Source organism: Nitratireductor sp. (assembly GCF_017794765.1).
Taxonomy (GTDB): Bacteria; Pseudomonadota; Alphaproteobacteria; order Rhizobiales; family Rhizobiaceae; genus Nitratireductor.
The window spans coordinates 636368-655099 of the sequence record NZ_CP051236.1; the positions used below are offsets into that span (position 1 = coordinate 636368).

General features: G+C 57.9%; 19 protein-coding genes. 10 read left to right on the plus strand and 9 right to left on the minus strand.

From position 1 onward, the window contains the following. Positions 1-15 precede the first annotated feature (15 nt). The 3 genes from rsmG to mnmE all read right to left on the minus strand — a co-directional run bounded on the left by rsmG (position 16) and on the right by mnmE (position 4092). Positions 16-648, minus strand: coding sequence for a 16S rRNA (guanine(527)-N(7))-methyltransferase RsmG (gene rsmG, locus HF949_RS03085; RefSeq protein WP_292898247.1), 633 nt, complete (start codon positions 646-648; stop codon positions 16-18). Beyond that, positions 648-2519, minus strand: a complete 1872-nt coding sequence (mnmG, locus tag HF949_RS03090) for a tRNA uridine-5-carboxymethylaminomethyl(34) synthesis enzyme MnmG (RefSeq protein ID WP_292898248.1) — start codon at positions 2517-2519, stop codon at positions 648-650. The genes rsmG and mnmG overlap by 1 nt, the downstream gene beginning before the upstream one ends. A gap of 259 nt (positions 2520-2778) precedes the next feature. Next, a complete protein-coding gene (gene mnmE / locus HF949_RS03095; RefSeq protein WP_292898249.1) occupies positions 2779-4092 on the minus strand; it encodes a tRNA uridine-5-carboxymethylaminomethyl(34) synthesis GTPase MnmE in 1314 nt (437 codons plus the stop codon). Between the two features lie 91 nt (positions 4093-4183). On the opposite strand from mnmE, the gene HF949_RS03100 reads away from it, so the two are divergent. Then, positions 4184-6199 (plus strand): thioredoxin domain-containing protein, encoded by a 2016-nt coding sequence (locus HF949_RS03100; RefSeq protein ID WP_292898250.1) that lies wholly within the window; start codon positions 4184-4186, stop codon positions 6197-6199. Between the two features lie 70 nt (positions 6200-6269). Here HF949_RS03100 and rho read toward each other — a convergent pair whose 3' ends face one another. The 3 genes from rho to hemE all read right to left on the minus strand — a co-directional run bounded on the left by rho (position 6270) and on the right by hemE (position 9280). Then, complete coding sequence (rho, locus tag HF949_RS03105; RefSeq protein ID WP_113153616.1) at positions 6270-7535, minus strand: transcription termination factor Rho; 1266 nt, start codon at positions 7533-7535, stop codon at positions 6270-6272. A gap of 189 nt (positions 7536-7724) precedes the next feature. After that, positions 7725-8255: a protoporphyrinogen oxidase HemJ gene (gene hemJ / locus HF949_RS03110; protein ID WP_292898251.1), complete on the minus strand. Its 531-nt coding sequence runs from the start codon at positions 8253-8255 to the stop codon at positions 7725-7727. After that, positions 8255-9280, minus strand: coding sequence for a uroporphyrinogen decarboxylase (gene hemE, locus HF949_RS03115; RefSeq protein WP_292898252.1), 1026 nt, complete (start codon positions 9278-9280; stop codon positions 8255-8257). Before hemE ends, hemJ begins: the two co-directional genes overlap by 1 nt. Positions 9281-9679: 399 nt before the next feature. Here hemE and HF949_RS03120 point away from each other — a divergent pair, with 399 nt between their 5' ends. The 5 genes from HF949_RS03120 (at position 9680) to dnaQ (ending at position 13315) form a co-directional block, all read left to right on the plus strand. After that, positions 9680-10513: a pyruvate, water dikinase regulatory protein gene (locus HF949_RS03120; protein ID WP_292898253.1), complete on the plus strand. Its 834-nt coding sequence runs from the start codon at positions 9680-9682 to the stop codon at positions 10511-10513. A gap of 4 nt (positions 10514-10517) precedes the next feature. Then, complete coding sequence (locus HF949_RS03125) at positions 10518-11123, plus strand: Maf-like protein (RefSeq protein WP_292898254.1); 606 nt, start codon at positions 10518-10520, stop codon at positions 11121-11123. Further along, positions 11116-11949, plus strand: a complete 834-nt coding sequence (locus HF949_RS03130) for a shikimate dehydrogenase (protein WP_292898255.1) — start codon at positions 11116-11118, stop codon at positions 11947-11949. The genes HF949_RS03125 and HF949_RS03130 overlap by 8 nt, the downstream gene beginning before the upstream one ends. After that, on the plus strand, positions 11946-12536 hold the full coding sequence (gene coaE, locus HF949_RS03135; protein WP_292898256.1) for a dephospho-CoA kinase: 591 nt from the start codon (positions 11946-11948) through the stop codon (positions 12534-12536). Before HF949_RS03130 ends, coaE begins: the two co-directional genes overlap by 4 nt. 77 nt (positions 12537-12613) lie before the next feature. After that, positions 12614-13315, plus strand: a complete 702-nt coding sequence (dnaQ, locus tag HF949_RS03140; RefSeq protein WP_292898257.1) for a DNA polymerase III subunit epsilon — start codon at positions 12614-12616, stop codon at positions 13313-13315. 134 nt (positions 13316-13449) lie between these two features. On the opposite strand, the gene secB is transcribed toward dnaQ, so the two are convergent. After that, the gene (gene secB / locus HF949_RS03145; protein ID WP_229449443.1) at positions 13450-13947 is read right to left on the minus strand and encodes a protein-export chaperone SecB; all 498 of its coding nucleotides are present in this window, start codon (positions 13945-13947) and stop codon (positions 13450-13452) included. 111 nt (positions 13948-14058) lie between these two features. Then, complete coding sequence (locus HF949_RS03150; protein WP_366931276.1) at positions 14059-14607, minus strand: FxsA family protein; 549 nt, start codon at positions 14605-14607, stop codon at positions 14059-14061. 159 nt (positions 14608-14766) lie between these two features. Between HF949_RS03150 and HF949_RS03155 the strand changes: the two genes are divergently transcribed. Genes HF949_RS03155 through HF949_RS03170 form a run of 4 tightly spaced genes read left to right on the plus strand, consistent with a single transcriptional unit; the run spans position 14767 to position 17564 of the window. Next, the gene (locus HF949_RS03155) at positions 14767-15474 is read left to right on the plus strand and encodes a Tim44/TimA family putative adaptor protein (protein WP_292898258.1); all 708 of its coding nucleotides are present in this window, start codon (positions 14767-14769) and stop codon (positions 15472-15474) included. Between the two features lie 3 nt (positions 15475-15477). After that, the gene (gene mltA, locus HF949_RS03160; protein WP_292898259.1) at positions 15478-16620 is read left to right on the plus strand and encodes a murein transglycosylase A; all 1143 of its coding nucleotides are present in this window, start codon (positions 15478-15480) and stop codon (positions 16618-16620) included. Positions 16621-16623: 3 nt separating this feature from the next. After that, positions 16624-17187: a Smr/MutS family protein gene (locus HF949_RS03165; RefSeq protein WP_292898260.1), complete on the plus strand. Its 564-nt coding sequence runs from the start codon at positions 16624-16626 to the stop codon at positions 17185-17187. Continuing rightward, positions 17184-17564 (plus strand): helix-turn-helix domain-containing protein, encoded by a 381-nt coding sequence (locus HF949_RS03170; RefSeq protein WP_292898261.1) that lies wholly within the window; start codon positions 17184-17186, stop codon positions 17562-17564. Before HF949_RS03165 ends, HF949_RS03170 begins: the two co-directional genes overlap by 4 nt. A 6-nt stretch (positions 17565-17570) precedes the next feature. Here the strand turns inward: HF949_RS03170 and HF949_RS03175 are convergent, their stop codons facing one another. Then, positions 17571-18548: a DUF1402 family protein gene (locus HF949_RS03175; protein WP_441338383.1), complete on the minus strand. Its 978-nt coding sequence runs from the start codon at positions 18546-18548 to the stop codon at positions 17571-17573. Positions 18549-18732 lie beyond the last annotated feature (184 nt).

Here is an 18732-nt window from a genome sequence, read left to right on the forward strand (position 1 = left end):
CTGCGGCAAAGCCGGCTATCGCCGAACCGGGTTACTCACCTCAAGAATGATGGCTGCCGCATCAACCTTATCCTCATGTTCTACCAGATCGAATCGCCACGTGTTACCGCTTTCTTCGACTTCCCGCCGGTAATCCCGGCCTTTGTGAAAGAGCGCTCTTGCTCCACTTCTTAGCCAGGGTTCCGTCAGCTCGATAAGCAGCGGCAACGATGCAAGCGCCCTTGCTGTGATGATCTGCGGTGTCGGGACAAGCTCATGGCAATCCTCAATCCTCTTTGCATGAACGCGGGGGGAAACGCCCACCTCATTGAGAGCAGAGATCAGAAACGCGGCCTTTTTTCGGTTGCTTTCAACAAGATGAACCTCCGCGCCGGGTTTCTCGGCCAGCAGAATGGCCATCACTGCCCCCGGGAAACCGCCGCCCGAACCCACATCCAGCCACCGCAGTGCTTCAGGTGCGAGACGAAGCAGCTGCGCACTATCCAGAATATGCCGCTCCCAAAGATCATTCAGGGTTGACGGAGCAGCCAGATTGATTCGCCTTGACCAACGTCGGAAAACGTCTTCAAACGCGACCAGCCTATCATATGTTTCACGTGAAACCGGCCCGGAAACCTCCAGCAGCCGCGAAAATCGCGCTGATTCCATCAGGCAGCGCCCCGCCTGCTCTCAAGCTGTCGCAAGCTGGCAATTATCAGCGCCAGCGCTGCCGGGGTCATGCCATCGATCCTTTGAGCATCGGCAATGCTTCTTGGCCGCCGCTCCCTGAGCTTCTGTTTGAGTTCGTTGGATAGTCCTGCAATTGAATCAAACATCAGCTCCGGCGGAATCAAGCGTGCCTCCTCACGACGTAACATGGCTGCGTCGGCGCCCTGCCGTTCCAGATAGACCGCATACCGCGCTTCCGTTTCAATACGTTCCGCGAGATCCGTTGAAATGCCTGAGAATTCGGGCCATATACAACTAAGCCGGCTCATATTCATGTCGGGGTAGGATAAAAGCTCATAAGCCGAGCGACGAACGCCGTCTTTGTTGAGATTGATGCTGTGGCGCTCAGCTTCGTTGGGACTTATATCTCGGCTTTTGAGAAGTTCGCGCGTCGTGGACAAAGCGCCCTCCAGCGCCTCGAATCTCTTCGTCCGCTCCCCGGAAGCAATACCGAGCCGAATTGCTAGTGGCGTCAGGCGGGTATCTGCATTATCAGCCCGCAGAGAAAGGCGGAATTCCGCCCGCGATGTGAACATGCGATAGGGTTCGCTCACCCCGCGGGTTACCAGATCGTCAATCAGAACCCCAATATAGGCATCGGCGCGCCCAAGCGTGATCATCTCCGCATCTGATGCAGAGAGGGCGGCGTTGAGGCCTGCTAGTATCCCCTGCGCCGCAGCCTCCTCATACCCCGTCGTGCCGTTAATCTGTCCCGCCAGGAAAAGACCGCGCACACGACGCGTCTCGAGCGTGGGTTCAAGATCGCGCGGATCCACATGGTCATATTCGATCGCGTAGCCTGGTTGCAGCATAACCGCACGCTCCAGCCCCGGGATCGTTTTCAAAAGAGCGAGCTGTGCATCCTCCGGCAGCGAGGTGGAGATACCGTTGGGATACACGGTATGGTCGTCGAGCCCCTCCGGCTCCAGGAATATCTGATGCCCCTCCCGGTCTCCAAATTTAACAATCTTGTCTTCAATTGAGGGGCAATAGCGGGGCCCGATGCCATCAATCGCACCGGAGTACATCGCAGAACGATGCAGATGCGCGCGGATCACCGAATGTGTCTCGCCTGTTGTGCGCGTAATGCCGCATTCGATCTGCCGATTGGTGATCTGATCCGTAAGCAGGGAAAACGGCGTCGGATCATCGTCCGCCGGTTGCATATCCAGCGAGGCCCAATCGATCGTCCGCCCATCAAGCCGCGGTGGTGTACCGGTTTTCAGGCGGCCCAAACGAAAGCCCGCCGCTTCCATGGAAATCGAGAGACGTTCTGCCGCCTGTTCATTCATCCGCCCCGCAGGAAAAGTCTTGTCCCCGATGTGAATGAGACCACGCAGGAAAGTTCCTGTCGTGAGAACCACGGACCCACAGGTCAGTTGGCGCTCTCCGGACACTATCAGCCCGCTTATCCGGCCAGCGCTGATCTGCAGCTCCAGCGCTTCCCCTTCGATCACTTCGAGATTGGGAGTTGCCCTGATCACTTTCTGAACAGCATTTCGATAAAGCTTCCGGTCCGCCTGCGTGCGCGGACCGCGCACAGCGGGACCCTTACGGCGATTGAGCAGTCGAAACTGAATTCCCGCTTCATCAGCCGCACGCCCCATAACACCGTCGAGCGCGTCCACCTCCCGCACGAGATGACCTTTGCCAAGCCCGCCGATAGCGGGGTTGCAGGACATCGCGCCGATCGTCTCGAAGCGAAGTGTTACGAGGGCGGTTCTGGCGCCAGAGCGCGCTGCGGCAGACGCCGCTTCGGTTCCGGCGTGTCCGCCTCCGATAACAATTACATCATAACTGCTGTTCGTCATTGTCCGGTTCCAACGGCGGTGCGGGGCATCGTGAAGACCGGGCGAAGCCCGGAATTTCGCGGGAATGAGGAGGGCCAGACATGTCCTTTTCTGCAAAAGCAGTCAAGTCATTTGCGAAGCGTATCCGTTTCACGTGAAACATTGTTGCGTAAAGCCAAAGCACGCCAGTGGATGTTTCACGTGAGTCACGCTGTGGCCCGCTTGCGCGTGTTTCACGTGAGTCATCGATCGGGATTCGGTTCCAAGTGTTTCACGTGAGTCACTTGCCTATGCAAAACTGCGAGAAAATTGTGTCGAGAAGATCTTCCACGTCAATTGTGCCTGTAATGCGCCCAAGGGCATCAGCTGCTAGTCTCAGTTCCTCAGCGCGGATCTCAAGTGGCAGGTTGTATTGCGTGGCGGCCCGCTCAACATGCTCGGCTGCTTCCAGGATCAGTTGAACGTGTCGCTCCCGAAAAGGAAGCGTCTCGGTAGCGCCGGTTGTGGCTGTCTCTGCAATCGAGCGCAGTTTGTTCAGAAGACTGTCAATCCCCTCCCCGGTACGGGCAGAGATCAGCAGGTCGTAGAGCGTACTTTTGGGAACACCGCCAGCAAGATCAACCTTATTACCGATTCTCAGATACGGTACGTCATGAGGAATATCTATGCTGACAGGGTTGCTGCAATCTTCAAGAAGAAGAAGGAGATCGGCCTGGCGCGCGCGGTCGATGGCACGGTCTATTCCCAATGCTTCAACACGGCCTGGGTTCTCTCGGATTCCGGCGGTGTCGGTGAGGATCACCTTGATGCCATCGACATCCAGAATCGCTTCAAGGACGTCGCGGGTGGTGCCTGGTTCCTCCGTCACGATGGCGATATCACGGCGCGCAAGGGTGTTCAGGAGGCTCGATTTTCCCGCGTTTGGCGCGCCGAGGATCACCACCCGAAACCCTTCCCTGATGATTTCGGCAGTACGATAGCCGGCCGCATGATGTTTAAGTGAAACCCGCAGGCGCTCCACTCCCTGCCACACCCGATCGCCAACCGAGCCCGGCACATCTTCCTCATCCGCGAAGTCGAGCTCCGCCTCGATCATTGCGCGGGTCTGAATAAGGATTTTGCGCCATTCATCGTAGAGCCTCTTATGGCGGTCCTCAGAATTCGACAGCGCGAAACGCCGCTGTGTCTCTGTCTCTGCGGCAATCAGATCAGAGAGCGCTTCCGCCTCCGTGAGATCGAACTTCCCGTTCAGAAATGCGCGCCGCGTGAATTCACCCGCTTCCGCCAGTCGAAAGTATTTTCGCCGGGAAAGCGTCTCCAGCACAGCCCTGACAACTGCACGCCCGCCGTGAAGATGCAGTTCGCCGCAATCCTCGCCGGTAAAGCTCTCCGGTCCGGGAAAGAAAAGAACAAGAGACTTGTCCAGAACCACGCCGTCCTGATCTCTCAGTTCTTTCAGCGTCGCGCGACGCGGCTGAGGCAATTCACCTGCCAGCGATACAAGCGCATCAGCAGTATCTGGCCCCGACAATCGCACGACGGCAACGCCCGATGGCAGCGCGCCGCTGGAGAGTGCGAATATGGTTTCTCTCATGTTGTTTGCTCTCGCGTGGAAAGCGCCCTACCGTGGCGCCGAAGTCGGGGTTAGATATTTTCCATAACCGTCGGATGTGCAAGGAGCCGCCATGTCGCTGCCCGCAAAAAACCTTCTGGCTGAAGAGACAAGTCCGTATCTCCTTCAGCACAAGGATAATCCTGTTCACTGGAGGCCCTGGACAGCAGATGCCCTGGAGGAGGCAAGGGAAGCCGGCAAGCCCATCCTGCTTTCGGTTGGCTACGCGGCCTGTCACTGGTGCCATGTGATGGCGCATGAGTCGTTTGAGGATCCTCGGATCGCGGAGGTGATGAACCGTTATTTCGTCAATATCAAGGTCGATCGGGAAGAGCGGCCGGAGATTGACCAGATATACATGGCTTCGCTTTCCGCGATGGGAGAGCAAGGCGGCTGGCCGTTGACGATGTTTCTCGATTCCGAAGCCAAACCCTTCTGGGGAGGTACATACTTTCCTCCGGAACAACGATACGGTCGACCCGGTTTTCCGCAAATCCTCGAAGCTGTACATGAAGCCTGGCAGAACAGGCGAAGCGAGCTTTCTAAGAGCGCCGGCGCACTCAGCGCACACGTCAAAGCGCAGCTTGCATCCGATCGGGGAAATCCAGTTTCGCCGCGCGCTACGCTTGAGTCCCTCTCCACCAGGATCTATTCGATGATCGACAAGGATCTCGGCGGGTTGCGCGGAGCGCCCAAGTTTCCCAATGCCCCGTTCATGCGCACGCTTTGGCTGAGCGGTACCGCTGATCATAGATCCGCCGTCACCGAAAGTCTCGCTGCGATGCTCGCTGGCGGGATCTATGACCATGTCGGCGGTGGGCTTGCACGCTACTCGACTGATGACAGATGGCTTGTCCCTCACTTCGAGAAAATGCTGTACGACAATGCCCAGCTCCTGCGTTTGTTGTGCTGGGTTTACAGCGACACAGCAGATCAGTTGTTCCGTATCCGAATCGAAGAGACCGTCAGCTGGCTACTGCGTGATATGCGGGTGGGGGGTGGCGCCTTCGCCTCCAGTCTTGATGCCGATACGGGTGGCGTTGAAGGAACAACCTATCTTTGGACGAAGGGACAGATCGCGGACGTACTGGGCAATCAGGCAGGCTCCTTCTTCGAGACCTTCTCTCTGGCCAGACCTGAGCATTGGGAGGGGGATCCGATCCTTCACCGCCGCGGCCACCCTCGATATCTCGGCGAACCGCGGGAAACGCACTTGCGGTCCATGCTGGATGAGCTCCTCTCTGCCAGACAGAGGCGTGATCAGCCCGACCGCGACGACAAGGTGCTTGTCGACTGGAACGGTCTCGCGATCGGTGCACTTGCAGAGGCGGCACGCCTGCTCGAGCGCCCAGACTGGTTGAACGCAGCACGACAGGCTTTTCGTTTCGTATGCGAATCGATGAAAGACGGACGTCTACCGCACAGCTTCCGCGATGGAAGAGGGGTTTTCCCAGGCCTCTCAAGTGATTACGCCTGCATGATTTCCGCCGCAGCGTCGCTTTTTCAATCAACCGCAGAGCAGGCCTATCTGGATCAGGCCAGGGATTGGGCGGACAACCTCCGTGCCTGGTACCTGGACGACAGCGGAACAGGCTACTATCTCACGGCAAGCGATGCGGCGGATCTGCCCATGCGGATACGCGGAGATGTCGATGAAGCCGTACCATCCGCCACGAGCCAGATTGTTGAGGCCCTTCTGGCGCTCTCGATGCTTTCCCACGAGACGCTGAACACGCATGTTTCAGACGTGGCGGAGGCCGCTCTGGGCCGGGCAGTGGGGCAAGCCTATGGCCAGGCGGGCATTGTCTACGCCGTGGCACTGGTTGAGATGTCCAAAAAGCTTCTTATGGTCGAACCCGACCGTCATCGCTTTTTCGTTCCGGTAGCGAATCGAAATCTGGATCCATCGCGATTCGATATTGTGATCACCGATGGCCGCCCTCAAAACCTGCCGGACGGAATGAGCATCAATGCTGATAAGAGAGCGGCCTATCTCTGCATCGGGCAAATCTGTCTGCCACCATTTCAATCGTCTGAGGAGCTGGAGGCCGCCCTGCGCCGAGCCAACCAGCCGAAAACTTCTTGGTGAACAAATGATAAAGGCGGCACATAAGCGCCGCCTTCAGTTTCGTGAGAAGCGTTGAAAAACCGCAAACCGATCAGGTGTTCATGGAATCGAAGAATTCCGAGTTCGTCTTGGTCTGCTTCAGTTTGTCATTGAGGAACTCAATGGCGTCGGTCGTGCCCATCGGTGCGAGAATACGGCGCAGAACGAAGATCTTCTGCAGATCTTGACGGGCAATGAGCAGGTCTTCCTTGCGCGTGCCGGACTTGAGAATGTCGATCGCCGGGAAGATGCGTTTATCGGCAACCTTGCGGTCGAGCACGATTTCCGAGTTGCCCGTTCCCTTGAATTCCTCGAAGATCACTTCATCCATACGGCTGCCCGTATCGATAAGCGCGGTTGCGATAATCGTCAGCGATCCACCTTCTTCGATGTTGCGCGCGGCACCAAAGAAGCGCTTGGGACGCTGCAGGGCATTGGCGTCAACACCGCCTGTCAGAACCTTGCCGGAAGACGGCACGACCGTGTTGTAAGCTCGGCCCAGACGCGTGATCGAATCGAGCAGAATGACCACGTCGCGGCCGTGTTCCACAAGACGTTTAGCCTTCTCGATGACCATCTCGGCGACCTGCACGTGGCGAGAAGCCGGCTCGTCGAATGTCGAGGAAATCACCTCACCATTCACCGAGCGCTGCATATCCGTCACTTCTTCCGGACGTTCGTCAATCAAAAGCACGATCAGAAAGCATTCCGGGTGATTGGATGTGATGGAATGCGCGATGTTCTGAAGAAGAACTGTCTTACCCGTACGCGGCGGCGCGACGATCAGGCCGCGCTGGCCTTTTCCGAGCGGTGCCACCAGGTCGATGACACGCGCTGACAGGTCTTTCTTCGTTGGGTCTTCGATTTCCATATTCAGCCGCTCGTCGGGATAGAGCGGCGTCAGGTTATCGAAATGGATCTTGTGACGGATCTTCTCCGGATCCTCGAAATTGATCGTGTTAACCTTGAGAAGGGCGAAATAACGCTCACCTTCCTTGGGGCTACGGATCGGCCCTTCCACCGTATCACCGGTTTTCAGTGAGAAGCGGCGGATCTGCGAGGGAGAGATATAAATATCGTCAGGGCCAGGCAGATAGTTTGCTGTCGCCGAGCGGAGGAAACCGAAACCGTCCTGCAACACTTCGACAACACCCTCACCGATGATCTCGATATCCTGGGTGGAGAGCTTCTTTAAGATCGCGAACATCAGCTCCTGCTTGCGCATGATGCTGGCGTTCTCGACCTCAAGCGATTCTGCGAACGCGATGAGATCGGTGGGCGATTTGCTTTTCAGCTCTTGAAGTTTCATTTCCTGCATGTGCGGACTCTGGAAGGGCAAAGGGAAGATGGAGATTGGGTAGGCGTATTTGAGGCCTGCCGGCTTCACTCAAAAAGGAAGATATGGGTGAAACCGGACAAAGAGGAAGGAACCGACTCTTACCGCTGTCGCAACCAAAGGGCAAGACAGCTTTGGCGATCCCTTTAAAAGGCAGTCCCGAAACCCGTATCAGAAGGGTTTGACGATAACAAGGATAACGATGACGATCATCAGAAGCGTCGGCACTTCGTTCATTATACGCCAATGACGCGCCGGCTTGGTGTTCTGATCTGCCGCAAAGCGCCGGACAGCGGCCGAGAAGTAGCCATGGACGCCCGACATGGCGACCACCAGTGCGATCTTTCCATGCAGCCATCCGCCGGAAAATCCAAAGCCGCTCCAGGCAAGCCACAGTCCGAACACCCAGGTGACCATCATTGCCGGGTTTATGATCAACCGTAAGAGACGTCTTTCCATAACCTTGAAGGTCTCGGACTTCTCCGAGCCCGGCTCCGCATCCGCGTGATAGACGAAGAGACGCGGCAGGTAGAGCATGCCCGCCATCCAGGCGATCACCGCGATCACATGAATGGCTTTGGCCCAGAGGTAGAATCCGGACGGGTTGTAGATGAACAGAAGCGCCGTGAGACCACCGAAGATCGCCAGTGCCGCAAAGGCCCTGCCTGCGGCTTTTCTGCCGCCCGTGTCGCTTTCAGCCATCACTCGGTCTCCCGAACGCGTTTCAGCATCGCTTCCACATGCTCAACCGGAGTTTTCGGCGTGATGCCATGTCCCAGGTTGAAAATGAACGGGCCATGCCGCAGCGCATCCACAATAGCGTCCACGCCCTCATGGAGAGCCTTCCCGCCGGCAATCAGCCTCAGGGGGTCCAGATTGCCCTGAACCGCGCCCTCGGCCTGCAGGCGGCGCGCTGTGCCCAGCGGAACCGTCCAGTCGAGACCAAGCGCCGTCACGCCCGTTTCCCGGCGATAGCCCGCATAAAGCGCACCTGCGCCCTTCGGAAAGCCGATGATCGGTGTATCGGGGTGCTTCTCCCGCACCTTTGCCACCATCCGCGCGACTGGTCTGACGCACCATTGCTCAAAGGAAAGTTCGTCAAGAACACCCGCCCAGGAATCGAAGATCTGCACGGCGTCCGCGCCAGCATCAATCTGCCGGATGAGATAATCGGCGGAGCAGTCCGCAAGGCAGTCGATCAACGCGGAGAAGGCTTCAGGCTGTTCCAGAGCAAACATACGCGCCGGAGCCTGGTCTGGCGTGCCGTGTCCGGCAATCATGTAAGTCGCCACTGTCCATGGCGCCCCGCAAAAACCAAGTAGTGTCGTCTCTTCGGGAAGTTCCTTCCTGAGCCGCCGCACCGTTTCGTAGACCGGCGCCAGATGATCGTGAAAACCCGATGCTTCAAGTTTTCCGATGCCGTCCACATCGATCGGCGTCAGGATGGGTCCTCTGCCCTCTTCAAAGCGCAGATCGCGTCCGAGGGCGTGAGGCACAACAAGAATATCGGAGAAGAGGATGGACGCATCAAAGCCGAAACGGCGGATTGGCTGCAATGTCACTTCCACCGCCAGGTCGGGATTGTAGCAGAGATCGAGAAAGCTACCCGCCTGCTTACGGATTTCCCGGTATTCTGGCAGATACCGTCCTGCCTGGCGCATCATCCAGACGGGAGGCGGAAACACCGTTTCGCCTCTAAGGACATCAAGGATTTTCCGGTGCCCCATCAGGCTGCTCCACAGTCAGGATTCAAAAGATAACTACTGATTTGATGATTCTTTTGATTCTTAGACTCTGTTTGTAATGTGGATTCAAATCTGTCCACGGTTTTGCGCATCATCATCCCGGTCTTATTGCCGCGCCCCGAGGAAACGCACATCTTCAGAAGATCGGGGATAATGCGGATTCAACGCGCAGATTCAACAGGATGACAGGACTTCATTTATTCTGCCGCAGTGGACAATGAAGGACGCTTCGGGAATTGTCGATTGTTCTCCACATGGGACGATCGCAATTCACATAGGGCTGATCTGTGGAAGAACAGGTGGAGTTATCAAAGGGTGCGGCCTCGCCATTCTTTCGGGCCCGCGTTATCAACAGGCATCCACATGGCGGGGCAAAAATCCGTGCAACAGCCACAGCGCTTCTTCCATCTTCACATGATTTCTGATGCGACCGGTGAGACTCTGCTCGCTGCCGGACGCGCCGCGGCCGCTCAATACAAGGACGCGCGGGCGATCGAGCACATCTATCCGCTGATTCGAAACGAGAAACAGCTTGCCCGTGTACTTGATGAGGTGGAACGTGAACCCGGCATCGTGCTCTATACGGTGGTGGACCAGAAACTCGCCCGCCAGGTCGACGAGAGCTGTGCTGCCCTGGGCCTGCCCTGCGTGTCGGTGCTCGAACCCGTTTTGATGGTCTTCCAGTCTTATCTCGGAACGCCGGCAGGAAGGCGTATGGGTGCTCAGCACGTGCTCGATGCCCAGTATTTTCACCGCATAGAAGCGCTGAATTTCACGATGGACCATGATGATGGACAGCTCCCGCTCGATGTGGAGGAAGCCGATGTCATACTCGTGGGCATTTCCCGCACTTCAAAAACGCCGACCAGCATCTACCTGGCCAACAGGGGTGTTAAGACCGCGAACGTACCCATCGTTCTGGACATGAAGCTTCCGGAGCAGCTTTCCAGTGCGCAAAGGCCCTTGATCGTGGGACTGGTCGCCTCGGCGGAACGCATTTCGCAAATCCGCCAGAACCGGATTTTGGGGTCGGTGGATGAAAACGCCTTCAACCCCTATACCGATCGCCTGACCATTTCCCGAGAGATCGCCTATGCCCGCCAGCTCTGCGCGCGCCATGGCTGGCCGGTAATTGACGTAACCCGCCGCTCGATCGAGGAAACCGCCGCAGCAATTCTCGCATTGTATGCGAAGTCGAAGGAGAACAGAGGGTGACGACATGACCGACAACCCCGACATCATTCTTGCGTCTGGCAGTGTCTTTCGCCAGAAAATGCTGCGCGATGCCGGAGTGACGTTCCGCGTGGAGCGCTCGCAGATCGACGAGCGCGCCGTGGAAAAGGCCCTGGAGGGCAGTGGTTCTGACCCCGAAACCGTCGCGCAAATTCTCGCTGAAGCCAAGGCCATCGACGTTTCCGAACGAGAGCCGGGCGCTTTGGTGATTGGTGCCGATCAGACGCTTTCGCTGGGCGATGAGGTGTTTCATAAGCCGGCTGATATGGAGGGCGCGCGCCGCCACCTTCTGAAGCTTTCCGGTCGTACGCATCAGCTCAACAGTGCTGTGGTCATTGCACGCGATGGCGAGGTGATCTGGCGGCATGTGGGCGTTGCCCGCCTCACCATGCGTGACCTCGATCCCGGCTTTGTCGGCAGACACCTCTCCAATGTGGGAGAAAAGGCGCTCGCAAGCGTCGGCGCTTATCAGATCGAGGGCGAAGGGATTCAGCTTTTCGAGAAGATTGAGGGCGACACGTTCACCATCGTCGGCCTTCCGCTTTTGCCTTTGCTTGCCGAGCTTCGCAGCCTGGGAGCCATTGATGGCTGAGATCCGCGCTTTTGTTTGCGGTCATCCGATCGCCCACTCGCGTTCGCCACTCATTCACGGATTCTGGCTTGAACAGCACGGCATCGACGGCAGCTATGAAAGGCTTGACGTTGCGCCACTTGATTTCCGTGGATTTCTCGATGATTTGCGAGCGACCGGGTATGCTGGGGGCAATGTCACCCTGCCCCACAAGGAAGCGGCCTTCTCGGCGGTTGATGGCCGCGATGAGGCAGCGGAGATGATCGGTGCGGTCAACACGCTCTGGTTTGAATCCGGCAAACTGATTGGTGGAAACACGGACGCTTATGGCTTTGCCGCACATTTGAGCGCCAGCGCACCGGGCTGGGCTGATGGCCAAACGGCAGTCGTGCTCGGCGCGGGTGGTGCGGCACGTGCCATCGTCCATGCCATTCATAAAGCCGGCTACAAGAAGATCTGCATCGTCAATCGCACACTTGCCCGCGCACAGGAACTCGCGACCCGCTTCGGCAAAAGCGTCAGCGCTCACAACTGGGCGGAAATACCTGCGCTTCTTGGCAGAGCGGACCTCGTGGTCAATACCAGCTCGCTCGGTATGACCGGTCAGCCACCGCTGGATATTTCGCTCGTCCCTCTGCCGGAGGGCGCGATTGTCAGCGATATCGTTTATGCCCCGCTAAAGACTGACCTTTTGGCTGCTGCTGAGCAGCGTGGGCTGAAAGCGGTCGATGGTCTCGGCATGTTGTTGCATCAGGCCGTGCCTGGTTTCGAGCGCTGGTTCGGTGTCCGGCCAGACGTGACGGATGCGCTGCGGTCGCATGTGCTTGCAGGTGGAGATTCGGCATGACAATCGTTCTCGGCCTGACCGGCTCCATTGGCATGGGAAAATCGACCACGGGCAGGATGTTCATGGACGAGGGTATCCCGGTTCACGATGCCGATGCGGCGGTTCATCGTCTATACACTGGCGTCGCCGCGCCGCTGATCGAGGCGCGCTTTCCCGGAACCGTGATCGAGGGCACGGTCGACCGGGCCCGCCTTGCCGAAGCGGTGATGGGCAAGCCGGAAGCCTTCAAAGCTCTGGAAGAGATCGTCCATCCCCTTGTACGTCAGGATGCCGATGATTTCGTCGCCGGTCACCGGGAGAATGCCACACCCCTCGTCGTGCTCGATATACCGCTTCTTTTCGAGACTGGCGGGGAAGATCGTGTCGACCGCATCGTCGTGGTAACCGCCCCTGAGGAAGAGCAGCGCAGACGTGTCCTTTCTCGTCCTGGCATGACGGAAGAGAAGTTCGCGGCGATTCTCGCACGACAGGTGCCTGACGCGGAAAAACGCAGACGCGCGGATTTCATTATCGACACGGGCGAGGGCATGGAACCGGCGCGTCAGGCTGTGAAAGCCGTGATAAGTGAACTTTCCCCAGCGGATTAGGATGCAACCTGACGGCAACCTTGCGTCTACCGCAGCGGGTGCGCATGTTGATTTGGTCCGACCTTCGGAGTGTGGGAATGCGCGAAATCGTTTTTGATACGGAAACCACGGGTCTTGATCCCAATGAGGACCGGGTGATCGAGCTTGGCTGTGTCGAACTGGATAACCGGTTTCCGACGGGCCGCTCACTCCATCATTTCATCAATGCTCAGGGCCGCTCGGTTCATCCTGAAGCGCAGGCGGTACACGGCATTTCCGACGCGGATCTGGCTGACAAACCGGTGTTTGGAGCGATTCTCGATGAGTTTCTCGAATTCATCGATGGCGCAAAGCTCGTCGCGCACAACGCAAATTTCGACATCGGCTTCATTAATGCCGAGTTCGACCGGCTTGGTGTGCCGCCGGTGGATCCCGCTCTGGTCGTTGATACACTGGCGATCGCACGGCGCAAACATCCGATGGGTCCGAACTCGCTTGATGCGCTCTGCCGCCGCTACGGGATCGACAACAGCCACCGTACCAAGCACGGAGCTCTGCTCGACGCCGAGCTTCTCGCCGAGGTGTATATCGAACTTATCGGCGGAAAGCAGGCCGCACTCGGACTTGAAGTCTCGTCCGGTGGCGATGATGCGGGGCAGGATGCGAACCATGGCTCGGTGAGAGTTTCAGCAAGGCCTGTACCCTTACCCCCCAGGATTAGCGAAGCCGAGCGGGCGGCGCATGAAGCGCTGATCGAGAAGCTCGGTGAAAAATCCCTGTGGCACGCTTTGCGCACCTGAACTGCTCTGTCTCAATGCGCCCGGCATCGGGCGTTGCCCAGAGTGTTTGATTTTAACCACAGTGCTTGATTTTAAAATGAAACGGGGCAGCGCCCGAAAGCACCGCCCCGTCTGAAAACCTGGAAATGGCTGGTTCAGGAAACCTGAACCTGCCCCTTCGCCTGTTCCTCGGCAACACGCTGCTGGAACATGCGGGCAAAATCGATCGGATCGATCATCAGCGGCGGGAAGCCACCTGCACGCGTCGTATCCGCGATGACCTGACGGGCAAACGGGAACAGCAGACGCGGGCATTCGATGAAGAGAACCGGAAGCATGTGTTCCTGGGGGAACCCGGCAACCCGGAAGACACCGCCATAGATCAGCTCGACATTGAACAGGACTTTGCCTTCTGCCTCGGCCTTGGCATTAAGCGTCAGCACCACGTCATAGTCCGTGTCGCCGAGCGGGTTGGCATTGACATTGACATTGATGTTGATCGCCGGTGCCTCGGAACGGCCACGCAGCGACTGCGGAGCGCCAGGGCTTTCGAAGGAAAGATCCTTCACATACTGAGTCAGCACATTGAGAGAGGGCTGAGCGCCATTGCCTGCCTTGGCAGCTTCGGTCTTTTCTTCTGGTTTCTTCGCCATGCGTCTATTCCTCAAGCGTGGTTCGGCAGCCGCCGCGGCTCCCCTTTTTTGAATTTGCCTGCTCGCTAGCATGGGCATTGGCGCATGACAAGGCGGCGCCAGGTCCGGAAACTAGTCCTGATCGGGTTTGCGCCATGGTGATTCGTGGTTTCCCGTATGGCTGTAATCGTCCTCTGAGAGATCGATTGTCTGAGCGCCGCGGTCAGGCCGATAGGCCGAGGTGGGTCCCGTACCATGCGGTGCCGGATCGCCAAGGATCACGATGCGGTTGCGCAGGAATGACCAGCCCGCCTCGCGGATCGCCGGGACAAAGAGCAGGAAACCCAGCGTGTCGGTGACGAAGCCCGGGGTCAACAGCAGCACCCCGGCAACCATGATCATCATGCCATGGACAAGATCCCGGCCGGGCACACCACCCTCATTCATGGTTTCCTGGATTCGGCGAACAACGCCAAATCCCTGAATCCGGAGCAGGATGGAGCCGGCAATGGCCGTCACGACCACGAGACCGAGCGTGGGAAAGACACCAATCTGGCTGCCGACCACGACAAAGGTCGCGATTTCTGCGAGCGGTATGGCGAGAAGCAGGAAGGGGACGAGGGAAAAGCGCACGAACCTGTTAGCCTTGTTGCGTGTTTCAGCCGATTCTGACCGTTCCATGCTGGCCAGTTGAGAAAACATAGGTATTCTGACCGGAAATTTGAATGATGGCTCTCTGCGTTCTATATGATTTCCAGTAGGGACGGGATGCCGTCGCCTCTGCGCCTGCCCCGAGCCGGCAGGTGCTGTGGACCATAGTGGCTCGTTTGGCTGGACGTTATGGAATTCTTCGATTTCGGCACGATTTTCTTCCTGATTGCCGCTGTGGTGATCTTTTTCCAGTTGCGCAATGTGCTGGGCCGGCGCACGGGCAATGAGCGTCCACCGTTCGATCCTTACACGGCTGGACGCAATGCTTCCCGGAAAGAACAGGCCGCCGACGGCGAAAACGTGGTTTCTCTACCGCGGCGTAAAGGCGCTGCGGAACCTGACCAGACCTATGCCGATATCGACAGGGTTGCCAAGCCCGGCACCGAACTGAACAGGGGAATGCGCGCCATACGGGATGCCGACCCGTCCTTTGCCCCCAAAAGCTTCGTTGAGGGCGCAAAGATGGCCTATGAGATGATTGTCATGGCTTTTGCAGATGGTGATCGTCGTACGTTGAAGAACCTGCTTTCCCGTGAGGTCTACGAGGGTTTTGTTTCTGCCATCGACGAACGCGAGAAGCGCAACGAGAAGATTGAATCCTCATTTGTCGGCATTGATGACATGACCATCATCGCAGCCGAGATGAAGGGCTCCGAGGCACACGTTACCTTGCGCATTGTCAGCGAACTCATCTCTGCCACGCGCGACAGCGCCGGCGAGGTGATCGACGGCGATCCGGAGACGGTGGCTGAGGTCAAGGACGTCTGGACTTTCGCGCGTGATACGCGTTCCCGCGATCCCAACTGGAAGCTCGTCGCCACCGAAGCCGAGGATTGATCCTTGCCAGGCGAAGCGTCGTGTACGGCCGCACCCTTTGCGGCGCTTTCGCCAGGCTTTGAACGCCTCTCGTTCGAAGATGTGCCGGGATGGCAGCAGGACACTGTACTCGACGCCTTTCACGCCTTTGCCCGCTCGGCGGCCCATGTCGAGACAAAGCCATATCGTTCGGGCTCTCTCGGTATTGTCCTTTCCGCCTTTGCCCCTGCGTACACGGCAGCGCGTGCCATGTCGGATGCCCCGGATGCCGATGAGCGGGCAGCGCGCGCCTTCTTTGAAGATCACTTCATTCCCTGTCGCATCAGGTCGGAGGATGGAGGCCCGGGTTTCGTAACCGGTTACTACGAACCGGAAGTCGAGGCCTCGCGCGTCAAAACCGGACGCTTCCATGTCCCCCTCTATCGGCGTCCGCGCGATCTGGTTGATGTCGATGACAGCAACAGGCCTCGTGATCTGGATCCCTATTTCGCCTTTGCCAGAGAGACGGACAGCGGTCTGGTTGCATACCATGATCGGGGCGCAATCGATCGCGGTGCCTTGACGGGCCGCGGGTTGGAGCTTGTCTGGTTGGACGACAGGGTCGATGCCTATTTCATCCACGTCCAGGGCGCAGCGCGACTGCGTCTCCAGGATGGATCGGTAATGCGTGTCACCTATGCCGCCAAGTCCGGTCACTATTTCACAGGCGCGGGAAAGGTGCTCATCGAACTCGGTGAACTCTCTCCGGAAGCGGTGACGATGCAAAGCATTAGGGCGTGGTTTTCGGAGAATCCCGACCGTATCGACGAAATTCTGTGGCAGAATCGCTCATTCATCTTCTTTCGGGAGACACAGGTAGGCGATAGCGAATTGGGGCCCGTCGCCGCCGCAAAGGTTCAACTGACACCCGGGCGCTCGATTGCGGTTGATCGGCTCCTTCACACATTTGGCACACCCTTTTTCATCGACGCGCCGGATCTTCGTGCAGTGGATGGGGGGCAGCTCCGCCGCCTGATGATCGCCCAGGATACGGGTTCGGCGATTACAGGGCAGGCACGCGCCGATCTTTTCATCGGCAGCGGATTCGCTGCCGGAGAGGTCGCCGGCGGAATCCGCCATAAAGCGGATTTTTATGCACTGGTTCCGCGCACACTCCTGGGAGGCTGAACAATGACCAGCCACCCACCCAAACGACTGAGCATGGAAGACCGCATTCTTTGGAACCGGGTGGCGCGGTCAACCGAGCCGCTAAAGGGAGAAATGCTGGAAGAGGCGTCGGAGCCTACCGACGACACGATGGCAGAACTTTCCCGCCTTGTTGCAAAGGACACGAGCAGCAAGAGCTCTGCCAGGCCGGCGCTCAGGGAAACACCCCAGCCGAAAGCGCATCCCACACGGCGGATAGACAAGCCTACCCATACCAAGCTCGCACGGGGCCGGCTTGCGTTGGAAGGCCGCGTGGATCTGCACGGGCTGACGCAGCCTGAAGCGCATAGCCTTCTCCTTTCCTTCCTGAGCCGGGCCCATGCGGATGGTGTGCGCCATGTGTTGGTCATCACCGGAAAGGGAGCTTCGTTCGGAAGTGACGGCGTGTTGCGGCGTGCCGTTCCGCAATGGCTTGCAACGCCGCCATTTTCCACCCTTGTCAGCGGAATCGACGAGGCGAGCCGCCGGCATGGTGGGGGCGGTGCGTTTTATGTTCGGCTGAAACGCAAACACAGGAGCGGGATGTGACACCGCTTGGGGAGAAAATCCGGCGCCTTCGCAGGGAACGCGGCGTTAGCCAGAAGGAAATGGCGGCTGCCATTGGTGTGAGCGCCGCCTATCTCTCGTCTCTGGAACATGGCCGCGCCAGCCCACCCAACTGGGCAATGGTTCAGAAGATCATTGGCTATTTCAACGTGATATGGGACGACGCAGACGAGATGCAGCGCATCGCGGAGCTCTCCCATCCGCGTGTTGTGGTGGACACGGCAAGGCTTTCTTCCAATGCGACCGAGCTCGCCAATCTCCTGGCGGCGCATATAGGTTCTTTGAAAAACGCCGAGATAGACCTGCTGCTGAAGCAGTTGCGTGATATCACCGGGGACCGCGCGGCCAGCAAAAAATAGAATATGTCACGAGTCCTGGAATAGCGCCTTCAGCTCGTCCAGCTTGTCGTTCACCAGCCAGCCATAATAGTTTTCTTCGGGAAGCTTGATCCGCTGCCCCTTAGCCCGGCGAATGCGGTTTTCGGCCGCGAGCCGCGCGGCGCGCGCCTCGGGATTTCCAAGATTGTAAAGCGTTGCCGTAATGCCGGGATTCCCGGAAATGTCGAAATCGGCAATGCGCTTATAAGCGGAGATGGACTTTTTCACGGTCGCCGCGACATAGGCGAGCGACTTATCCGGGTCCATGATGGTCTGGTAAACTTCCTGCGGGTTGTCATGGCTGATCCGTCTGAATCCGGAGACCTTGTGCACCATGTCGGTCATTTTAAGCGCGGTCAGCGGATTGAGCTGGCCAATACCAAAGGTCTGACCGGCATAGAAGGGCTGGAAGAAAACCGCGCCGAAACGATCATTCGGCCATTTTGTTCCATCCACGCTCTTGCCGCGAAAGGCTTTGTCCCACACTGCCTCGCGACAGCTCCATAGTTCGTAGCTGCCGTCTTCCTTCTCGCATTCGGCGAACTCGGGTCGCTTTATGAACTGCCCAACGGTCTCACCGCCATGGGAAAACGAGAAATCGCTCTTAAGATAGGAGATTGCCTTCACATAGTAGGTTTGCAGGCGGTCGTAGGCATCCACATTGTAGGTGTGTTCGCCGACGATAGCGCCGACCATGTGAACGGGATCGATCTGATACCGGGCGGAAATGGAGCGGATCTTGGAAACCAGCCCACTGTCGTTCTTCAGAAGCTGATAGACCTTTCCATATTTGGCATCATAAGTGGTTTGCGCAGACTTGGTGCGTTTTGCGGAAACCCCGGGTATGGGGGGCTGTTCGGCATTGCGATTGCCTTCGGGCACCAGGTTTGCCGCTGCCACAGGCAAATTGCCGGCGCCCATCAAGCCGGCGCAAATGCCAATAACCAATCGAGCCCGTGATGCCATGTCGCGCCGCTTGCGCCCCCGGTGCATTCTTTTTTTGGATGAAGCGCAAGTTAGGCAAAGCCTGTCAGCAAGTCGAGAGGCATTCGGATCCCTGGCGCGATGACATCGCGACCGCGGCAGAGATGTCACACTTGAAAAAGCGGTTTCACGGCCCCGTCCCGGCGGGCCATGAAACCGCGTCTGC

What these genes read in the sequence shown, in the direction of transcription:
- rsmG (WP_292898247.1), bottom strand. Translation starts at nt 648, where the DNA reads ATGGAATCAGCGCGATTTTCGCGGCTGCTGGAGGTTTCCGGGCCGGTT.
- coaE (WP_292898256.1), top strand. Translation starts at nt 11,946, where the DNA reads ATGACAATCGTTCTCGGCCTGACCGGCTCCATTGGCATGGGAAAATCG.
- HF949_RS03165 (WP_292898260.1), top strand. Translation starts at nt 16,624, where the DNA reads ATGACCAGCCACCCACCCAAACGACTGAGCATGGAAGACCGCATTCTT.
- HF949_RS03175 (WP_441338383.1), bottom strand. Translation starts at nt 18,548, where the DNA reads ATGGCATCACGGGCTCGATTGGTTATTGGCATTTGCGCCGGCTTGATG.
- hemE (WP_292898252.1), bottom strand. Translation starts at nt 9,280, where the DNA reads ATGGGGCACCGGAAAATCCTTGATGTCCTTAGAGGCGAAACGGTGTTT.
- secB (WP_229449443.1), bottom strand. Translation starts at nt 13,947, where the DNA reads ATGGCGAAGAAACCAGAAGAAAAGACCGAAGCTGCCAAGGCAGGCAAT.
- mnmE (WP_292898249.1), bottom strand. Translation starts at nt 4,092, where the DNA reads ATGAGAGAAACCATATTCGCACTCTCCAGCGGCGCGCTGCCATCGGGC.
- HF949_RS03125 (WP_292898254.1), top strand. Translation starts at nt 10,518, where the DNA reads ATGACCGACAACCCCGACATCATTCTTGCGTCTGGCAGTGTCTTTCGC.
- HF949_RS03155 (WP_292898258.1), top strand. Translation starts at nt 14,767, where the DNA reads ATGGAATTCTTCGATTTCGGCACGATTTTCTTCCTGATTGCCGCTGTG.
- mnmG (WP_292898248.1), bottom strand. Translation starts at nt 2,519, where the DNA reads ATGACGAACAGCAGTTATGATGTAATTGTTATCGGAGGCGGACACGCC.
- rho (WP_113153616.1), bottom strand. Translation starts at nt 7,535, where the DNA reads ATGCAGGAAATGAAACTTCAAGAGCTGAAAAGCAAATCGCCCACCGAT.
- hemJ (WP_292898251.1), bottom strand. Translation starts at nt 8,255, where the DNA reads ATGGCTGAAAGCGACACGGGCGGCAGAAAAGCCGCAGGCAGGGCCTTT.
- HF949_RS03130 (WP_292898255.1), top strand. Translation starts at nt 11,116, where the DNA reads ATGGCTGAGATCCGCGCTTTTGTTTGCGGTCATCCGATCGCCCACTCG.
- HF949_RS03100 (WP_292898250.1), top strand. Translation starts at nt 4,184, where the DNA reads ATGTCGCTGCCCGCAAAAAACCTTCTGGCTGAAGAGACAAGTCCGTAT.
- HF949_RS03150 (WP_366931276.1), bottom strand. Translation starts at nt 14,607, where the DNA reads ATGGAACGGTCAGAATCGGCTGAAACACGCAACAAGGCTAACAGGTTC.
- dnaQ (WP_292898257.1), top strand. Translation starts at nt 12,614, where the DNA reads ATGCGCGAAATCGTTTTTGATACGGAAACCACGGGTCTTGATCCCAAT.